General features: G+C 71.6%; 15 protein-coding genes and 1 CRISPR repeat array. Of the genes, 11 read left to right on the top strand and 4 right to left on the bottom strand.

Annotation, left to right across the window (positions count from 1 at the left end; genetic code table 11):
- Window positions 1-134 precede the first annotated feature (134 nt).
- Window positions 135-2,358: direct repeats of the CRISPR family, unit length 29 nt; unit sequence CTCGGCCCCGCGCTCGCGGGGGTTGCTCC.
- Window positions 2,359-2,736: 378 nt separating this feature from the next.
- Window positions 2,737-3,351, bottom strand: a complete 615-nt coding sequence (locus tag OO57_RS34630) for a hypothetical protein (protein ID WP_158715329.1) — start codon at window positions 3,349-3,351, stop codon at window positions 2,737-2,739.
- A gap of 271 nt (window positions 3,352-3,622) precedes the next feature.
- Between OO57_RS34630 and OO57_RS34635 the strand changes: the two genes are divergently transcribed.
- The 4 genes from OO57_RS34635 to OO57_RS34650 all read left to right on the top strand — a co-directional run bounded on the left by OO57_RS34635 (window position 3,623) and on the right by OO57_RS34650 (window position 6,766).
- Window positions 3,623-4,555: a DUF5655 domain-containing protein gene (locus OO57_RS34635; protein ID WP_033256759.1), complete on the top strand. Its 933-nt coding sequence runs from the start codon at window positions 3,623-3,625 to the stop codon at window positions 4,553-4,555.
- Window positions 4,556-4,936: 381 nt separating this feature from the next.
- On the top strand, window positions 4,937-5,200 hold the full coding sequence (locus tag OO57_RS34640; RefSeq protein WP_033256760.1) for a hypothetical protein: 264 nt from the start codon (window positions 4,937-4,939) through the stop codon (window positions 5,198-5,200).
- A gap of 119 nt (window positions 5,201-5,319) precedes the next feature.
- A complete protein-coding gene (locus OO57_RS34645; protein WP_158715330.1) occupies window positions 5,320-5,763 on the top strand; it encodes a hypothetical protein in 444 nt (147 codons plus the stop codon).
- A gap of 187 nt (window positions 5,764-5,950) precedes the next feature.
- Window positions 5,951-6,766 (top strand): SAM-dependent methyltransferase, encoded by an 816-nt coding sequence (locus OO57_RS34650; RefSeq protein WP_033256762.1) that lies wholly within the window; start codon window positions 5,951-5,953, stop codon window positions 6,764-6,766.
- Between the two features lie 39 nt (window positions 6,767-6,805).
- Here OO57_RS34650 and OO57_RS34655 read toward each other — a convergent pair whose 3' ends face one another.
- The 3 genes from OO57_RS34655 to OO57_RS34665 all read right to left on the bottom strand — a co-directional run bounded on the left by OO57_RS34655 (window position 6,806) and on the right by OO57_RS34665 (window position 9,302).
- Window positions 6,806-7,708, bottom strand: a complete 903-nt coding sequence (locus OO57_RS34655; protein WP_033256763.1) for a Scr1 family TA system antitoxin-like transcriptional regulator — start codon at window positions 7,706-7,708, stop codon at window positions 6,806-6,808.
- A 187-nt stretch (window positions 7,709-7,895) separates the two neighbouring features.
- Window positions 7,896-8,180, bottom strand: coding sequence for a DUF397 domain-containing protein (locus tag OO57_RS34660; protein ID WP_051778637.1), 285 nt, complete (start codon window positions 8,178-8,180; stop codon window positions 7,896-7,898).
- Between the two features lie 366 nt (window positions 8,181-8,546).
- Window positions 8,547-9,302 (bottom strand): DNA-methyltransferase, encoded by a 756-nt coding sequence (locus OO57_RS34665; protein ID WP_033256764.1) that lies wholly within the window; start codon window positions 9,300-9,302, stop codon window positions 8,547-8,549.
- Between the two features lie 591 nt (window positions 9,303-9,893).
- On the opposite strand from OO57_RS34665, the gene OO57_RS34670 reads away from it, so the two are divergent.
- From OO57_RS34670 to OO57_RS34700, 7 genes are all read left to right on the top strand, one after another.
- Window positions 9,894-11,072 (top strand): C40 family peptidase, encoded by a 1,179-nt coding sequence (locus OO57_RS34670; protein ID WP_033256765.1) that lies wholly within the window; start codon window positions 9,894-9,896, stop codon window positions 11,070-11,072.
- Window positions 11,073-11,153: 81 nt separating this feature from the next.
- Complete coding sequence (locus OO57_RS34675) at window positions 11,154-11,462, top strand: DUF6112 family protein (protein WP_033256766.1); 309 nt, start codon at window positions 11,154-11,156, stop codon at window positions 11,460-11,462.
- 44 nt (window positions 11,463-11,506) lie between these two features.
- Window positions 11,507-12,166 carry a hypothetical protein gene (locus OO57_RS34680; protein WP_033256767.1) on the top strand — a complete coding sequence of 220 codons (660 nt, stop codon included), beginning with the start codon at window positions 11,507-11,509 and terminating at the stop codon, window positions 12,164-12,166.
- A 22-nt stretch (window positions 12,167-12,188) separates the two neighbouring features.
- Window positions 12,189-13,700, top strand: a complete 1,512-nt coding sequence (locus OO57_RS34685; RefSeq protein WP_033256768.1) for an SCO6881 family protein — start codon at window positions 12,189-12,191, stop codon at window positions 13,698-13,700.
- 138 nt (window positions 13,701-13,838) lie between these two features.
- Window positions 13,839-15,308 (top strand): SCO6880 family protein, encoded by a 1,470-nt coding sequence (locus tag OO57_RS34690; protein ID WP_033256769.1) that lies wholly within the window; start codon window positions 13,839-13,841, stop codon window positions 15,306-15,308.
- A gap of 31 nt (window positions 15,309-15,339) precedes the next feature.
- On the top strand, window positions 15,340-15,792 hold the full coding sequence (locus OO57_RS34695) for a DUF6238 family protein (RefSeq protein WP_033256770.1): 453 nt from the start codon (window positions 15,340-15,342) through the stop codon (window positions 15,790-15,792).
- A gap of 17 nt (window positions 15,793-15,809) precedes the next feature.
- Window positions 15,810-17,381 (top strand): ATP-binding protein, encoded by a 1,572-nt coding sequence (locus tag OO57_RS34700; protein WP_033256771.1) that lies wholly within the window; start codon window positions 15,810-15,812, stop codon window positions 17,379-17,381.
- Window positions 17,382-17,411: the final 30 nt, after the last annotated feature.

The raw sequence follows: 17,411 nt of genomic DNA on the forward strand, positions 1-17,411 counted from the left end.
GGGCGAGCGGGGAGATATCTGGCCATACGCGGGGAAACCCGTGGCCATCAGTGGGGCGCTATATGGCCGCCCACGGGGAGGATGTCATGGCCGCCGTCATCTGCCAGAACGGATGCAAGCAGAGGTGCTTGCATCTCGGCCCCGCGCTCGCGGGGGTTGCTCCCTTCCGGACATCTGGCGGCTTCGATCATGTGGCTCGGCCCCGCGCTCGCGGGGGTTGCTCCGGCGACGGGTCCGTGTCGATCACCTACGCCATCTCGGCCCCGCGCTCGCGGGGGTTGCTCCCTGCCCCCGGAGTTGAGGTAGAGCCGGTCCTCCTCGGCCCCGCGCTCGCGGGGGTTGCTCCCGGCCGTCGTCGAGCAGCCCGCACCGCAGCCCCTCGGCCCCGCGCTCGCGGGGGTTGCTCCACTGCGGAGCCGGGCGGTGCTCCGGGGGCCCGCTCGGCCCCGCGCTCGCGGGGGTTGCTCCCGCATGGAACAGACCACACCCGCTCAGCTGAGCTCGGCCCCGCGCTCGCGGGGGTTGCTCCGCTGTTCCCCCTGGCCGCCCCGCCCCCGATCGCTCGGCCCCGCGCTCGCGGAGGTTGCTCCGCGGACGCCGCCCCGCACACCGTCACCATCGCCTCGGCCCCGCGCTCGCGGGGGTTGCTCCGCCTGGGAGGCGGTGGCCTCCCTCGACCCGGCCTCGGCCCCGCGCTCGCGGGGGTTGCTCGAAGTCCTCCCGCACCCCGGCGAAGCTCACCAACTCGGCCCCGCGCTCGCGGGGGTTGCTCCCCGTTCTCAGGCACGCGCGGCCCAGTCCAGTTCTCGGCCCCGCGCTCGCGGGGGTTGCTCCTGTGCCCCCGAATCCCCATACCGCGTCCTCGTCTCGGCCCCGCGCTCGCGGGGGTTGCTCACGATACTGACGTGCGGTCAGTTGTGTCATGAGCTCGGCCCCGCGCTCGCGGGGGTTGCTCCTCGCCGCGGACGTCGCCGAGGTGCGGCTGCTGCTCGGCCCCGCGCTCGCGGGGGTTGCTCCTCGGTGGCCGGCCTGAACCCGCTGACCGTCTACTCGGCCCCGCGCTCGCGGGGGTTGCTCCATGGTCGGCCCCGGCGCGGCCGCCTACCGGAACTCGGCCCCGCGCTCGCGGGGGTTGCTCCGGTCAGCACGACCTTCGAGCCGGTGCCGTACGCTCGGCCCCGCGCTCGCGGGGGTTGCTCCAGCACACTGACACCAGGGCGCTCGGCGGCTCGCTCGGCCCCGCGCTCGCGGGGGTTACTCCTCGACGTCCCCGCTGTGGATCGGGGACACCGGCTCGGCCCCGCGCTCGCGGGGGTTGCTCGAGGCCGGATCTGCCCTGCGGAGCGGACCCCGTCTCGGCCCCGCGCTCGCGGGGGTTGCTCCACCGTGAGCGAGTCGACCACGTCCACCGAGGCCTCGGCCCCGCGCTCGCGGGGGTTGCTCCGCCCATCTCCGCCTTGTGCTTCTGCTCCGGCGCTCGGCCCCGCGCTCGCGGGGGTTGCTCGATGCCGGGAAGCATCGGCAGAGGCGTTTCTGACTCGGCCCCGCGCTCGCGGGGGTTGCTCCGGCGACGTGGTCGCCATCGCCTCCGGCCCCGACTCGGCCCCGCGCTCGCGGGGGTTGCTCGTGACTTACCGAAACTCCCCGCTCCGCACACGTCTCGGCCCCGCGCTCGCGGGGGTTGCTCCGCCGCTACCTGGGGAAATGGCCTGAGACTGTCCTCGGCCCCGCCCTCGCGGGGGTTGCTCCCCGGGCCGCGCGGTCGGCACGCTGTTCCAGTTCTCGGCCCCGCCCTCGCGGGGGTTGCTCCCAGGTGCGCGGCTTCACGGAGTGGTTGAAGGACTCGGCCCCGCGCTCGCGGGGGTTGCTCCTTTGCCACGCTCCACCGACAGCCAGCAACCACCTCGGCCCCGCGCTCGCGGGAGTTGCTCCGTCCCCATCCGGGAGAGCGGGAGCGCATCACCTCGGCCCCGCGCTCGCGGGGGTTGCTCCAGCGAGACCGCCCGCCGGTGGCAGCAGCGGATCTCGGCCCCGCGCTCGCGGGGGTTGCTCCTCCTCACCGGCAGCACCGCCCCGGCCGCCACCCTCGGCCCCGCGCTCGCGGGGGTTGCTCCAAGCCTCTCCGCCGATGCCGTGGTGTGTCGGGCTCGGCCCCGCGCTCGCGGGGGTTGCTCCGGCCCCGGGGCCCGTCCGCGACAGGGGATTCGCTCGGCCCCGCGCTCGCGGGGGTTGCTCCCCGGGCACCGCGTACTGGCCCGGCACGGTCATCTCGGCCCCGCGCTCGCGGGGGTTGCTCCACCTGCGAGGCCACCCAGCGGCAGTTGACCGTCTCGGCCCCGCGCTCGCGGGGGTTGCTCCCTGGGCTCGGCCGGTGCGGCCGGGACGCCGAGCTCGGCCCCGCGCTCGCGGGGTGCTCCATGACCATGGTCACCACCCAACTGCATCTGACTCTGCCCACTGCCCTGTTCCGTCAGTGCTCAGGGCCACTCTCGACCTACGCATTACGAGACCATCAGGGTTCATGTTGCGTGGTGCCGCCCCGTGCCTTCTCGTGACGTTTCACCTGATCAGAGCATGTGGGGCAGGTCAACCCGTGCCACTCCATGGTGCGCCGTCCAAAGGCGTCCGTCCACCGGCTGTCCACCAGAGACAGCCTCCCTCAGGGCCAGACGGACGAACTGCTGGGCTGTGGGTTACCTACAAGCAGCGCCGAGCCTCGCCCTACAGGCCCTAGCGTTACACGGAACCGCTCACGTAGGGCCAGGCCGAGAGCTCCACAGTGAGGCGCCTCCCGTCTTCCCCTGCCATGATCAGGGCCACCACCGGCAGGGTCTCCGCAAGGTCTACCTCGTTGGCCTCCGCCTGCGCCTTCGCCTCGGCGCGCGCCTGTTCCATGGCCGGCGCCCAAGATTCCGGCACCACCACTGGTTGCGCCAGCAGCAAGACCTGCCCGCCGTTCGCGAGCAGGATCCGGCCGATCTCGGTCAGCGCCGCGTCCCACTTCACGGGAGAAGCGGCCGCCTCCCCGAGCAGCACCATGACGGCAACACCGCGGCCGGGCCCAGCCGCCGGGAGCAGTGTGATCTTCTTCGCCTCGGTTGGGTATGGCTGCAGCTCAGACTCGGGCATGACGATCGTGTACCCGAGCGTCCAGCCTGGTGCCATGGGTTCACCCGAGGGTTCGAACTTGTCGAAGGCTCGATCTGCACCAGGTGCCAGGAACCCCGACGCAGCTGCGTCGCTAAGGAAGGCATGTCGCCACTCGCCCGACTCGTGGAGGCTCACCTTGATCCGCCCCTTGATGGCGCGCGCGGCAATATAAACGTCCGAGGTCCCGGGGTTGGCGATCACCGTCCATGAGGACGACCTTCGCCCGTCCGCGGCTACGGTCTGGAACCGAAGCTGTCCGCCTACCTTCGCCGCCACTTTCGCCGTCCTCCCCAACCGCCCTAGGAGCCTCCGTAGTCACAAAGGCGTCAAAGGGACCAACGTGTGGATCCGCCCGCTGGTGCCCCAAGCCAGTGCATCCGACCAGCAGCCAACCGTCGGCCCATCAGATCCGGAATACGGGGCTGCCGTTTTCGATTGGCCTCTTCGCACGCTCATACGAAGGGGGCGCTGGGTGAGCGACTTGAAGGTGTTCCGGCTCGGGGCGGACGGCCGGGACGTGGAGCTTCGGGGCTCGACGGTGGCGCTGGAGGTGGAGCTGCAGCGGCGGGTGGAGGCCGGGATGGAGCGGATGCTGGGTATCCGGTTCCTGGCGTCGGAGTATCCGACGGGGCCGTGGCACCGTGGGCGGGTGGACTCGCTGGGGCTGGACGAGAACGGCGTGCCGGTGGTGGTCGAGTTCAAGAAGGGCAGCGACAGCGGGGTCGTGCTGCAGGCGCTGTCGTATCTGACCTGGTTGAAGAGCAGTCGGCTGGAGTTCGAGGCGCTGGTGCGGGAGAAGCTGGGCGAGGCGGCCGTAGCCTCGATCGACTGGCGTTCGCCGCGGGCGGTGTGCGTGGCGGCCGGGTACTCGTGGCACGACCGGGTGACGGTCGGCGACTTCGGTCGGCAGTGGCCGATCGAACTGGTGCGCTACCGGGTCTTCGACGGCGGCCTGCTGAGCCTGCAGCTGGTCGAGCCGGTCGTCGCCCCGACCGGCTCGCCGGCCGGGCACAAGCGCAGCGCGCCCGCGGCGGCGGAGGCCGTCGAGGCGGCTGTGGTGCCGGCTTCGGTGGAGGTGCCGGAGTGCCTGCGGGCGCTGTATGGCGAGCTGGACGAGGTGCTGACTGCGTCGGGCGAGGTGGAGGTCGTCCCGCTCAAGCACTACGTGGCCTACCGGCGGCTGCGGAACGTGGCGTCGGTGGTCTTCCGCCCGTCCGCTTCGCATCGGGCGCTGCTGGTGTACCTGCCGCTGGACCCGGACACGGTGGTGCTGGAGGAGGGCTTCACGCGCGACATGCGCAGGATCGGCCACCTGGGCACCGGTGACCTGGAGGTGCGGATCGCCTCGCCGGCCGACCTGGCGAAGGCGGCGGTGCTGATCGAGCGGGCGGTCCAGGAGACATGAGCGGCAAGGCACCGGCTCCAAGGGCGTCGCGGTGGCGAGATTGCTTCCTTGGTCGCCTGCGACCGTGAGCGGTCAGTCGGCGGGGCTTGCGCACCGCGGTCCGGCCAGGGGCGATCGGCCCCGCTGCCACTCGAATGCATACGGACGGTATGTCCGGCCGGGTGCCTCTCTGTGATCGTTTCCGATCGAGCCTGACCGTTCGACCAGGCCCGGGATGTCCGATACAGACGGGGGATTGCGCTGGGCCTTCGAGAGCCCTGGCAGCCCGGTGCAGGCGGTATTTTTCTGTGCAACGGCCTTACCCCGCTGTGGGGTTGCCCCGCCCGGTGTCATCACCACCGGGACGGGGCGGTTCGGGCCAGCCACGGAGGTATGCCACCCATGTATGACCGACCCGCTTTTGGACGGGCTCTGCCCGAGGTGTTCGCCCACGTTAGCAGGGGTGAGGGCCCCTTCGCGGGATTGCGCGAAGTGCGCGCCTGGCGCGGGGCGGTGCAACTGCACGCCATTCTCGCGCCGTTGGTGCTCGCATGGGCACTCCTGTCGCCCGCCGAGACCGAATGGGCGCGCGCGGCGCTGATCCTCGGCGTACTGAGGATGTGCCGCAGCACCGACATCGAGTGGATCCGGGCCCGCCGGTTCTGAATCAAGCGGATGAGCCGGCCCGGGCGCCAGCAGGGGCCCGGGGCGGCCGTTGAACGCAGTCTTCCTGCGCGCCCTCGCCTCCGCCCACGCGCTCCGCGCCCGCGGTCACGCGCCCCCCGATGTCGACGCCGAACGGAGCCCCGGTGTCCATAACCCCTGTCGGCTACACCGCTTTTGTCGAACTTCACCATCTTTACTATGAACTGTATGCCTTTGCCCGCCTGGGTGACGTCGGGCTTGCCGAGCAGGTCGTCGAACTCGTCCTACGCCAGACGGAAGCTGACTGGGCGTGGGCGCTTCGCGACGACCCGGCAGCATTCACGTGGCAGGCCCTGTGCGAGGCCGTGACCGTGGCCCGCAAGAACGCGCCGACCTCCCCGCCGGACGGCCTTCACCGCAGCATGCCCGAGCGGGCAGCCGACGCCGCGCTCCTGCACGAGTCCCTCGGCCTGGAATTGGCGGCCGCCGCGGCACTGATGGGACTGGAGGAGCCCGCCGTGCACGCCCAACTGAAGGCCGCCCACCGCTGGCGGTTCGGCAACCACCCCACTGGAGGCTCCTGAGGCCTGCCGATAGCACCCGATAGCCTGGCGAACCAGACATACGCCCCCGGTTCGCCAGGCTATTCGCCATGCCTTCGCCACCTTCACCAGGACGTGTGAGTTTCGGCCTCTCCCACCCCGGCGTAGTATGACGTCCCGTCATAATTGCTCGTTGGCACGCAAGTTCGTCTAACGCAGGGGGTAGCGGATGGACCAGGACGAAGCCGACTGGCAGCCTCCCATTGACAGGGGCAGACCAAGCGCGGCACGAATGTACGACTACCTGCTCGGCGGGAACCGCAACTACCCCTCCGACCGCAAGGCGGTCGAGGAACTGCTCAAGACCGCGCCGAGCACAAGGGAGCTGGCACTCAACAACCGCAGCTTCCTGGTCCGGGTGGTGCGGTACATCGCCGAGCAGTACAAGATCAAACAGTTCATCGACCACGGCTCGGGACTACCCACCCAGCAGAACGTCCACGAGGTTGCCGGAACGGTTCACCAGGACGCGAGGGTCGTCTACGTCGACAACGACCCGATGGTCCTCGGCTACGGCCGGGCGGTGCTGGACGAGAGCCCGAACGCGGTGATCCTCAACGCCGACATGACCGACACCGCCGCGATCGTGGCGGGCCTCGAAGGCCGGATCGACCTCACGCAGCCGACAGCTGCGCTGTTCGTCTCCGTGCTGCACTGCGTCCCCGACGAGGACGGTCCGAAGGCGATGCTCGAACGCACGGTGCGCCTGCTCGCACCGGGCAGCGTGGTGGTGGTCTGCCAGCTGGTCAGTGAGAAGGCGTTCGTCCGCGACACGGTGACCGAGCTGATGCAGCAGCAGACCGGAGGCCGGTGGGGGCGCGTGCGCACCGAGGAGGACGTCCGGGAGTTCTTCGATATCGACCGCCTCGTCATCCAGGAGCCCGGCCTGCTGGATGTCACCAACTGGCGCCCCGACGGACAGGAGTTCGCCAGGCAGGCGAGCGATGAATGGATCGAGTTCGGCGGGCTCGCGCGGGTCGTCTGACGCGGTCGGCCTGCCCAGCCTGCAGCCCAGCTCCACCTGCTACAGGCGGAGCTGGGCGCTCAGCAGGGCGTCCTCGATGAGTCGGCGGCTGGCCCGGTAGCCGGGAGCGCGCATCAGGACGTTGTCGACGAGGTCGTCGAGGTCGACGTAGTTGGGGTCGGTGACCTCCTCGATGCCTGTCAGGGGGCCGCGGTGGAAGAACGCCTGCCACCCGACCTCGTTGTAGATAACGTCGGGCACTGGGTACTTGCTCTTGGCGAACCCGAGGCGGACCAGGGTGTTCACCGGGACGGCGAGGGGGTGCTTCGAGGTGATCACCCGGATGCCCACCGGCAGGTCTCGGGCGTCGGCCAGGTCCAGGAGCACCTGCAGTTGCTCGATCAGGACCTCGGGCTGGCCGAAGTGCGCGTAGAGGGCGGACTGCGCGATGAAGAAGCGGGCGGTGGGCCGGTCGGTGACCAGCCGCTCGGCGAACCGGCGGCTGCGCTCGTCGCGGACGCCGGCGACTACGCCTTCCATCCCGGCGTCGCGCAGGCTGGCGGACAGGGTGCGGGCGGTGACGAGCCTGCAGTACGCCCTGGTCTGGAGCTGGCCGGGGATCGTGTTGCAGTCCACCACGAACTGCTCGGTAGCCGACTGCTCAAGCGAGGTGAGCCGGAGCATCGAGTCGGGCACCGCCTCGCGGTGGCCGCTGCGGAACTTCGAGGCCCAGCCCTCCTTCGAGGCGGCGAATGCCAGCGCCACCAGCTCGTCGTGGCGGGGGCCTTCCGGGACTCCGAGGGCCTTGAGCAGCGCGGGCATGGTGCGGGGCTTGTCCACCCGGACCTCGCCCCCTTCGAGGCGGCTGTAGACCGACTTGCTGACCAGCTTCCCTGCCTCCGCCACCACTTGGGCCTGGGTACGGGGGCCGCGCTCGGCCTTCAGGTGCGCGCCCAGGACCATCGCGGGCACCGCCCAGGGCTCGGGTTCTGCGACAGAGCCACCCCCGCCACCCGAAATAGACATACCAATGACCACGGGACCCCCCGGTGACTTACCTCAACCGATGAACCAACCGGATGAGTTTTGCACGAGAGGGCCCCGGTCGTCACATCAATCAGCTAAGAAGTGAACCCCGGTCGGGTTGTGATCAAACAGCCAGGTGATCGAATTCTCCGTTTCGGACGCCGTCCATCATGGCATCCATCTCCGCGGGCGTGAAAACGAGCGCGGGGCCGCCCGGAAACCTGCTGTTGCGGACGGCGACCTCCCCGTTGTCCAGTCGCCGCATCTCCACGCAGGCCCCGTTCCCGTTGCTGCGCTGGGCCTTCTGCCAGTGGCCTCGCCCCTCGACGGTGTCCGACGCCATGCCGTTGAAGATCTCCACTGCGATCCCTCTTCCATGATCGAATGACACCTCAATCCCATTGGTCATATCAATGGGAAGCCCCTTTGGGGGCCTGCGGGATCCCGTGCGGGATTTCGCAGCTGAGCGAGATGAATCATTCACCGTTGCCAGAGGGACATGCCACTACACGACAGGGTGAATCTCGACCCGTTTAGCACATCTATGAACGCCGTATGATCTCATGGAAAGGTTATGCCCGGTCCGCGCTCGCTGGAGCCGGCCCTGGCTGGCGTTGCCCCGTCCTGCAAGCTCCCCTGCATCGAGCCAGGACCGTCGCCGTCCCCGCCGAAGCGGCATGGCGATTCGGGCGGAAAAACCGAGGGCAGCCGGAGCTTGGAGCTCCGGCTGCCCTTGCGCGTCTGCGTCCCTGGGAGCCCGCGGGTGTTCTCAGCATCACGCCTCCGGTCCGGCGAGGACGAAGTCGTCCTGGGTGAGTTCGGCGCGCAGCCGCTGTTCGGCGATGTCGGCGTAGTGGGGGGAGAGTTCGACGCCGACGAAACTGCGGCCCTCGCGCAGGGCAGCGATGCCGGTAGAACCGGAGCCGGTGAAGGGGTCGAGGACAGTGCCGCCCTCGGGGCAGATCTTGACCATCTGCTGCATGACCTCCAGCGGCTTCTGGGTGATGTGGACGCGGTCCTTGCGGGGCTGGGACGCGGTGAAGTGGCCGGGCAGGTAGATCGCCCGGGTCTTGTCGAGGGTGCCCTTGACGCCCCAGAGGGCGAACTCGGCGGACTGCTTGAAGCCGCCCTTGCGCGGGCGGCTGGCGGGCTTGATCCACGGGATGGTGCCCTGCCACGTCCAGCCGGCCATCTGCAGCGCGTCGCTTGTGGTCGGCTCCTGCCTCCAGTCCGAGAAGACGACGGCCACCGCGTGCTCGGTGCTGGCCCGGTACGCCTCGGTGAGCAGTTCGGTGAGCCAGGAGCGGTAGGAGCGCTGGTCGCGGTTCTCGCCCGGGAAGGTCTTGAGGTCGTGGGCGGAGCCACTCGTCACGTACTTGGCGCGGGCGTCGCGGCCGGTGCGCTCGGAGCTGGTGCGGCCGCCCGAGTTGTACGGGGGGTCGGTGATGACGGCGTTGACGCTCTCGTCGGGGAGGGTCTTCAGGACGGTGAGGGCGTCGCCGCGGTGGAGGGTGAAGCTGTTGCTGGTCATGGCGGTCTTTCTCGGGGCAGGGGTGGGCCCCCGCCCGGCGGTGCCCGGTGGCCGCCGCGGGACGGGGGGATGGCCGGGACGGTAGCCGGGAAGGGCGGCCGGGCCTAACGGCGGCCGGGGAGGGTTTCGGGCCTGGTGAGGGGTCGTTTGGTGCGGCCGGACTTCGGGTCTACTGTCTCGCCATGCCAACCGGGCCGCAGGGTCAACTCGGTCCGGGACGGCTCGTGTTGGTCCGTGTTGCCCCGTCCGACGGGGTGCTTCGCGGGCCCGCTCCCCCTCTCTTCCCCCTCGTTCCAGGAGTCCTCGTGTCCAGGCTGAGATTACGAGCGCGGCCGGCTGCCGCGCACGACCCGAGACCGGCGTCCGGGAGCTGCGAACTCCCTTGACCCGGGCCCGCCTTGAGAGCGGTTTCACTACCGGCGCGGTGCCGGCGACTTCTTCGCACGAGAGGCCGGCACCGCGTCCTCCTACACACCCCCGAGGAGTTGCTGCGATGCAGCGCGCCCTGGCACAGCCGTGCCTCCACCCGCCCCGCCTGTCCGCCCCGTCCACCCCGACTGCCCTGGGCGCCTCTTGCGCCCTGCGGCGGCGGTGAAGAAGTCCGCGGGTCTGCTCGTCTCCCTGCTCGCGGCCGGGCCGCTGGCCCTGGCGCTGCCGCTGGTGGTGGTCGCCGCCGGAGGCGCCCAGGCCACCGCCTGCACCCCGGGCGGTGATCCACAGGTTGTGGACACCGCCGCCGTGGCCGCCCAGGTGAAGTCAATCCTGGACGGTTCCAACCCGCTGGGTGCCCCGGCCGTCTCCGGGCTGGACAAGCCGGACGAGCAGATCCCCAACGCCAAGACCGTCCAGACCACTGGCGTCGCGATGCACATCCCGGTCCGCGGGCAGGTCGTCGCGCTGGCGACGGCGCTGCAGGAGAGCGGTCTGCGCAACATCGACTACGGCGACCGGGATTCGCTGGGGTTGTTCCAGCAGCGGCCCTCGCAGGGCTGGGGCTCGCCGGAGCAGATCATGCAGCCGGTGTACGCCTCGACGAAGTTCTACGAGGCCCTCCAGCAGGTCTCCGGCTGGCAGTCGATGACGATCACCCAGGCCGCGCAGGCGGTGCAGCGCAGCGGCTACCCGGACGCCTACGCCAAGTGGGAGCCGCTGGCCACGGCGCTCCAGCAGGCCATCGCCCCACTGCTGGCCGACCCCGGCAGCGGTCCGGCCAGCACGCCGTCCTCGACGCCGGGCGCGAGCCCGTCGCCGAGCACCTCGACCGGCGCTCCCGCACCGACCGACGGCGGCGGGTGCTCGACCGCGGGCGGCGACGGCAGCGGCTTCGGGACGATCCCGCCGGGCACCCTGCCCGAGGGGTACACGATCCCGGCCGACGCCCCGCCGCAGGTGCAGACCGCGATCCGCTGGGCACTCGGCCAGCTCGGCACCCCCTACCAGTGGGGCGGCAGCTGCGCGGACTCGCACGGCGCTGACCCGATGGGCCGCTGCGACTGCTCCTCGCTGATGCAGATGGCCTACAAGGCGGCCGGGGTCACCCTGTCCCGGACCACCTACACGCAGGTCGCCGAGGGCACCGCCATCCCCTTCAACGCGCTGAAGCCGGGCGATCTGCTGTTCACCACCGGGACGGCCGCCGTGCCCGAGCACGTCGGGATGTTCATCGGCGGCGGACTCGTGGTGCAGGCCCCGCACACCGGCGACGTGGTCAAAATCTCGACCCTCGCCGAGTGGCAGCCGCAGATTCTCGCGGCCCGCCGGATCGTCTGACCGGCGCTTCCCCTCTCCCTCTTCTCTCCCCCTTCCCTCCGATGCGCCTTCGGCGTGCCCGGATTTCCCCTGGAGTTCCCCATGTACCTCGCCGACAAGGCCATCCAGCTCGCGTACGACCCGGGGATCTCCCCCAACGAGGGCGGCCTGCCCGGCCTCTCGGTGCTCAAGCAGGTGGTGGGCTCCATCAACCTGTTCGGCATCATCGCGGTGGTCGGAGCGCTCGCGGTGAGCGCCGGAGTGTGGGCCTGGGGCCACCACTCCGGTGGCCACCAGGCCGAGGCCAACGGCAAGAAGGGCGTCCTCGTCTCCGCGGGCGCGGCCCTGCTACTCGGCGCGGCCAACGGCGTCGTCGCGTTCTTCTCTACCCTCGGAACGCAGGTCAAGTAGCCGTGCAGAAACGTTCCTTCAACTCCTCTGCTGCCCGCAGCAAGATGTCCGGCGGCGCCCTCGTGCGCCGCCGGGCGCTGCTGGGCACCGTGGTCTTGGTCGCACTCGTCGCGCTGGCCGGACTGTTCTCCTACCTCACCCGGGACCACCGGACTGTGTCCAACCACGCTGCCGCACCGTCGAGTTCTCCCTCCGCTCCGTCTTCCGCCCCGGCGTCGCCTGCTGCGAACGGCCGATCGGCGGCGCTGCCGGTCCCGCCGGACACCCGCGATCCGATCGCGTTCGGGAAGGCCGTGGCGGTGGCGCTGTGGTCGTACGACACCCGGGCGTACTCGCAGCCCGAGCTGGTGGCCGCACTGCACCGCTGGCTGACCGGCGAGGAGAAGTACGCGGACGCCGACTCGGTCGAGCGGCAGGTGCCTTCGCCGCTGCTGTGGGGGCGGATGGCCGACTCCGGGCAGTTCGCCACCGCGGTCGCCGCCGAGGCGCACTTCCCCGAGTCCTTCACCCGGGCGCTGCAGGCCGATCCGGGGGCGATCACGCAGGCGTACGTGTACGCGGTGACCGTCTCCGGCAAGCAGTCCATCGCCTGGGACGGCTCGCCGCAGGGCGGCGCGGAGGACCGCTCGGTCACCCTCGCCGTGCAGTGCCGCCCCGACCGCCCCTGCGTCCTGGTCGGCGTGATGCCGTCCGTGGCGCCCTGACACCACGAAGGAGGTGCCCCTCGTGGGTGTCTGCGACATCCCCCTGATGGGCCAGGTCTGCAACGTGGTCGACGCGGTCAGCTTCGTGTCGAACCCGGGCAAGTCCATCACCGACGGCATCGGCGCGTGGATCGCCAAGTCCATGGGCGAGTTGGCCTCCAGCGCCGTCGACCTGGCCTCGCGGGCGGTCGACGAGACCACCGCCATCAACCTCAACGCCCCCTGGTTCAGGGCCAACTACGAGCTGGTCATGGTCATCGGCCTGATCCTCACCGTGGGCACGTTCTGCGCGCAGCTGGTGCTGGCCGCCTGGCGCCGGGACGAGCGCGCGCTCGCCCAGGCAGCCTGGGGCACGATGACCGGCGTGCTGTTCAGCTTCGGCGCGATCAGCTTCACCGCCGTGGCCGTCACCGTCGTCGACTCGGTCTCCGCCGGGCTGTTCAAGGCCGCGGGCACCAGCATCGACGACGCGATCAGGCGCCTGATCAAGGTCTCCGAGCTGGGGGCGATGTTCCAGCTGGGCTGGGCGATCCCCGCGCTGGTCGCGGTCGGCTGCGCGGTCGGCGCATTCCTCTACTGGGGCGTGATGGTCGCCCGCAAGGTCGGCGTCCTGGTCCTGGTCGTCCTCGCCTCCTTCGCCGGGGCGGGCGGCGGGTGGGAGGTCGCCAAGCGCTGGCGGCGCGGCTGGATCGAGGCCACCGCCACCCTGGTGGTCTCCAAGCTGCTGATGACGGTCGTCTTCATCACCGGCGTCGCGGCGATCGGCGAGTCCGATGCCAAGGACGGGCTCGGCGCGCTGTCCGACATGATGGCCGGGACGGTGATCATGGTGCTGGTGCTGCTGTGCCCGTACGCCGTCTACAAGTTCGTCCACTGGGCGACCGACGGCGGCGGCCACGACGATCTGCACCGCACCGGCATCGCGGGCATGGCGGTGGCGGCCGGAGCGGCGAAGACCGCCGGAAGCCTCGCCATGCAGGCCGGCGTCGGAGCCCCCGCCCCGCAGGGCCCCGGCCAGGTCCCCGGCACGAGCAGCGGCGGCAGCACCGGCGGGATCGATCCGACCGGGCGCTTCAGCAAGGAGGGCATCGACGCCGGCCCCGCCCAGCAGCCCACCTCCTTCCGCTTCGGCGAGGACCCGAATGCCCCCGGCGACCGCGGACGGTCCCTGGTCACCCGACCCGGCCTCCCCGCCCTACTCACCAGCCCCTCCACCGAAGGCAGCGACGAGACGGCACCGTCGGACGGCGACGAGGCACCGTCGGCCCCGGCCGGAGCGGTTGGCACCAGCCTCGCCATCACGCGCCCGTCCACATCTGCCCCCTCCGCACCCGTTCCAGCCCCGGCTCCCGCACCGGTCTCCATGCCGACTCCGACTCCCGTATCGGCCCCGGCCTCGGCTCCCGCTCCGGCTTCCGGGCCGACTCCGGGAGGAACACCGAGCAGCGGACCGTCCCCGGCCGGACCGCCCTCGGCCTCGCCCGATCCGGTCCGGTTCGTCTACCCGCACCAGCCGCCGGCCTCCGGTTCCTGACCGGAGCACTGTCCCGGGGGCGGGCCGAAGTCCTCGGCCCGCCCCCGGCCTCACCGACTCGAAGGGATTCTTGGCCGTGGCCTCCAGAAGAGCACCCAGCCCCCGCCCACCTCCCGCTCACCTTCGTCTGGAACCCCGATGTCCTCTACCCCGAAGCCCGGCGCCCCGGCGTCGGTAAAGTTCCCGCACCGATCCCGCCGAGGAGTCCTGCTCGGCCTCAGCGTCTCCCAGCTGACCACCGTCGCCGCCACCGGCCTGCTGCTGCTCGCCGTCCTGACCACCCGCGGCGTGGTCGGCGCCCTCCAACTGCTCCCCCTGTGGGGCGCGGTGGCCGTCGTCGTCCTCCTGCGCTACCGGGGACACACCCTCGCCGACTGGGCCCCGATCGCCGTCCGGTACGCACTGCGCCGCTTCCGAGGCCAGCTGGTCTGGCTCGCCCGCCCCTCCCGGCGCCCGGTGCGCGAGGGCCTGCTGCACCTGCCCGGCGGCGCGGCCAGCCTGCGCGTGGTCACCGCCCCCGACCGCCGGTACGGCGCCGTCCACGACCCGCACGCCGGGACCCTCACCGCGATCGTCAAGGTCTCCTCCCGCGCGTACGCGCTGCTGGACCCCGGCACGCAGGCCGCCAACGTGGCCGGGTGGGGCCGGACCCTGGCGGCGCTGGCCCGCACCGGGCACGTCGCCCGCATCCAGGTGATCGAGCGGACCGTCCCGGACAGCGGTGACGGGCTGCGCCGGTACTGGGAGGAGCACGGCCGCCCGGACGCCCCGCTGGCCGGTGCGCTCTACGGCGAGCTGATCGAGAGCGCGGGCCCGGCCGCAGCCCCGCACGAGTCGTACATCGCCGTCGCGCTGGACTTCAAGAGGGCCCGCCGCCTGATCAACCAGGCCGGCGGCGGCCTCACCGGCGCCTTCGCGGTGCTCGCCCAGCTGACCTCCGCGTGCGAGCAGTCCGCCCGCACCGCGGGGTTGAACCCGACCGGCTGGCTGTCGGCTACGGAGATCGCCGCCGTCGCCCGCACCGCCTACGCCCCCGCCTCCCGGGCCGCGCTGGACCGCTGGTCCGCCGACGGGCGTCCGGCCGCCGACCCCGCCGCCGCGGGCCCGGTGGTCGTGGTGGAGAAGGCCGACCACATCTCCACCGACTCCGCGCACCACACCACCTACTGGGTGGAGAACTGGCCCCGCACCGAGACCAACCCCGGGTTCCTGCACCAGGTGATGTTCGCCGCCGGGGTGCGCCGCACCGTCTCCCTGGCCTACGAGCCCAAGGACCTGGACGCCGCGATGCGCGACGTCCAGCGCAAGAAGGCAAGCGTGATCGCCGACTCCGCCGAGCGCGCCCGCAAGGGCCAGGTCGCGAGCGAGGCCGACTCGGTGGAGTACCAGGACATCCAGAACCGCGAACGGCAGCTCATCGCCGGGCATGCGGACGTCGCGCTGACCGGCCTGCTGACCGTCTCCGCCGACACCGAGGAGCAGCTGCGCTCGGCGTGCGCGGTGATCGAGACCGCCGCCGTCGGCGCCCAGTTGGACCTGCGCCCGCTCACCTGGCAGCAGGCGACCGCGTTCACCGCCGCCGCCCTGCCCTTCGCCCTCGCCGCCTGACGCCGGCCCGCCCCTCCTCAAGGAGCCCCCCATGCCGGCCACCCCCGCCGCCACCCCCGCGGACTTCGTCCCGTACGCCACCGCCGCCGTGGACTTCCACCGCGCGCTCAACCTGCCCACCGGTCCGCTGGTCGCCTCCCGCAGCGAACTCGACTGCCTGCACGAGCACATGCTGTCCCTGCACGCCCTGCTGGACGCCCACGCCGAGCGCACTGCCCCGCTGCTGCCCGTCGAGGGCGACCACCTGCGCGCCGCCCGCACCCGGCTGTGGCAGGCCGCCGACCACCTGCACACCGCCTACCACTCCGCACCCCGGCTGGACAGCGGCGAGGTCCCCGACGCCGAAGCCTGCCGCGCCCGACTGCCCGAAGGCGCACCGGAACTGGGCGTCTGCCGCCGCCACCAGGAGGCCGCACGGCTGGTGCGCCGCCGCACCACCGCCGCCGGCCTGCACTCCCCCTTCACCGGCCTCGTCCGGCACTGACCCCGAAAGCCCCCGCCATGACCAGGAACCGCGCCACCGCCTCCCAGCTGTTCGTCCCGCGCAAGCCGGGCCGTGCCGAGCGCCGGGCCGCCCGCAGGAGCTTCGCCGCGGCCCGCACCAAGGCCCGCGCCATCCGGCTCCCCTCCCGGGAGCGGGAGTTCACCGGATCCGACCCCGAGCTGCAGCCGACCTACCCATCCTCGGGGCGGCCCGGACCCGCCTCCGCCCGCGGCAGCAAGCTCTGCCTGCCCAAGCACCGCATGACCACCGCCGTCGCCGGCGGCGCCTACCCGTTCCTCGCCGAGGCCGGCCTCGGCGCCGAGGGGACGTTCATCGGACGCGACCTGCACGCCGAGGCCGCGTTCTGCTTCGACCCGTTCTGCCTGTACAACTCCGGCCGGATCGAGGGGTTCACGAACCCGAACGCGATCCTGTGCGGGATCATCGGCATGGGCAAGTCCGCGCTCGCGAAGTCCATCGCCACCCGGTCCGTCGCCCACGGCTACAAGATCTACATCCCGTCCGACCCGAAGGGCGAATGGTCCTCCCTCGCAAGGGAGTTGGGCGGGCAGACCATCGCTCTCGGCCCCGGCCTCCCGGGGAAGCTGAACCCGCTGGACGCGCCCGCCCGGCCCGCCGGGGTGAGTGAGGAGGACTGGCTCGGCGAGATCCGCAAGCGCCGCCTGCTGCTGCTGGCGAGCCTGGCCGCCACCGTACTCAAGCGCGACCTGCTGCCGATGGAGCACACCGGCCTCGACGTCGCCCTCGACCTGGTCGTCGCCGAGGCCGACGCCGCCGCCGCGCCTCCGCTGCTGGGCGACATCGCCCACGCCCTGGGCCGCCCCGAGCGCCTGGACGCCGCCCTCGGCGACCAGGGCACAGGGCTCGGCCGGTCCGTCGACGACCTCGCCCACGCCTTCCGCCGGCTCGTCCACGGCGACCTGTCCGGCATGTTCGACGGCCCCTCCACCGTCGCCTTCGACCCCGACGCCCCGATGCTGTCGATCGACCTGTCCCGCCTGGGCAGCAGCGGCGACGACACCGCCCTCGTCCTCGCGATGACCTGCGCCAGCGCCTGGATGGAGTCCGCCCTCGCCGACCCCGACGGCGGCAGGCGCTGGGTGGTCTACGACGAGGCGTGGCGGATCATGCGACACGTCGGCCTGCTGGAGCGCATGCAGCAGCAGTGGAAGCTGAGCCGCGGCCTGGGCATCGCCAACCTGCTCGTCCTGCACCGGCTCTCCGACCTGCTCGCCGCGGGCGACGCCGGATCGCGCGGCCGGGTCCTGGCCGAGGGCCTGCTCGCCGACTGCAGCACCCGCATCATCTACCGCCAGGAACCCGACCAGATCCAGGCGTCCATGGCGCTGCTCGGCCTCACCGGCGTCGAAGCCCAGGCCATCGCAGCACTGCCCCGCGGCCGGGGCCTGTGGAAGGTCGCCGGGCTGTCGTTCGTCGTCCAGCACCTCCTGCACCCGCACGAGAAGGCGCTGTACGACACCGACTTCCGCATGGCCGCGAAACCCCGTGAGTTCACGAAAACTGACGTCCCGTCATTTCCCGTGGCTCGTCCTGAGGTGCGGCAATGAGTCTACGTGGGGTCGTGGGTTCCCGTCTTC

It is taken from the genome of Kitasatospora phosalacinea, assembly GCF_000717185.1.
Taxonomy (GTDB): domain Bacteria; phylum Actinomycetota; class Actinomycetes; order Streptomycetales; family Streptomycetaceae; genus Kitasatospora; species Kitasatospora phosalacinea_A.

What these genes read in the sequence shown, in the direction of transcription:
- OO57_RS34680 (WP_033256767.1), top strand. Translation starts at nt 11,507, where the DNA reads ATGTCCGGCGGCGCCCTCGTGCGCCGCCGGGCGCTGCTGGGCACCGTG.
- OO57_RS34690 (WP_033256769.1), top strand. Translation starts at nt 13,839, where the DNA reads ATGTCCTCTACCCCGAAGCCCGGCGCCCCGGCGTCGGTAAAGTTCCCG.
- OO57_RS34700 (WP_033256771.1), top strand. Translation starts at nt 15,810, where the DNA reads ATGACCAGGAACCGCGCCACCGCCTCCCAGCTGTTCGTCCCGCGCAAG.
- OO57_RS34675 (WP_033256766.1), top strand. Translation starts at nt 11,154, where the DNA reads ATGTACCTCGCCGACAAGGCCATCCAGCTCGCGTACGACCCGGGGATC.
- OO57_RS34650 (WP_033256762.1), top strand. Translation starts at nt 5,951, where the DNA reads ATGGACCAGGACGAAGCCGACTGGCAGCCTCCCATTGACAGGGGCAGA.
- OO57_RS34640 (WP_033256760.1), top strand. Translation starts at nt 4,937, where the DNA reads ATGTATGACCGACCCGCTTTTGGACGGGCTCTGCCCGAGGTGTTCGCC.
- OO57_RS34660 (WP_051778637.1), bottom strand. Translation starts at nt 8,180, where the DNA reads ATGACCAATGGGATTGAGGTGTCATTCGATCATGGAAGAGGGATCGCA.
- OO57_RS34645 (WP_158715330.1), top strand. Translation starts at nt 5,320, where the DNA reads ATGTCGACGCCGAACGGAGCCCCGGTGTCCATAACCCCTGTCGGCTAC.
- OO57_RS34665 (WP_033256764.1), bottom strand. Translation starts at nt 9,302, where the DNA reads ATGACCAGCAACAGCTTCACCCTCCACCGCGGCGACGCCCTCACCGTC.
- OO57_RS34695 (WP_033256770.1), top strand. Translation starts at nt 15,340, where the DNA reads ATGCCGGCCACCCCCGCCGCCACCCCCGCGGACTTCGTCCCGTACGCC.
- OO57_RS34655 (WP_033256763.1), bottom strand. Translation starts at nt 7,708, where the DNA reads ATGGTCCTGGGCGCGCACCTGAAGGCCGAGCGCGGCCCCCGTACCCAG.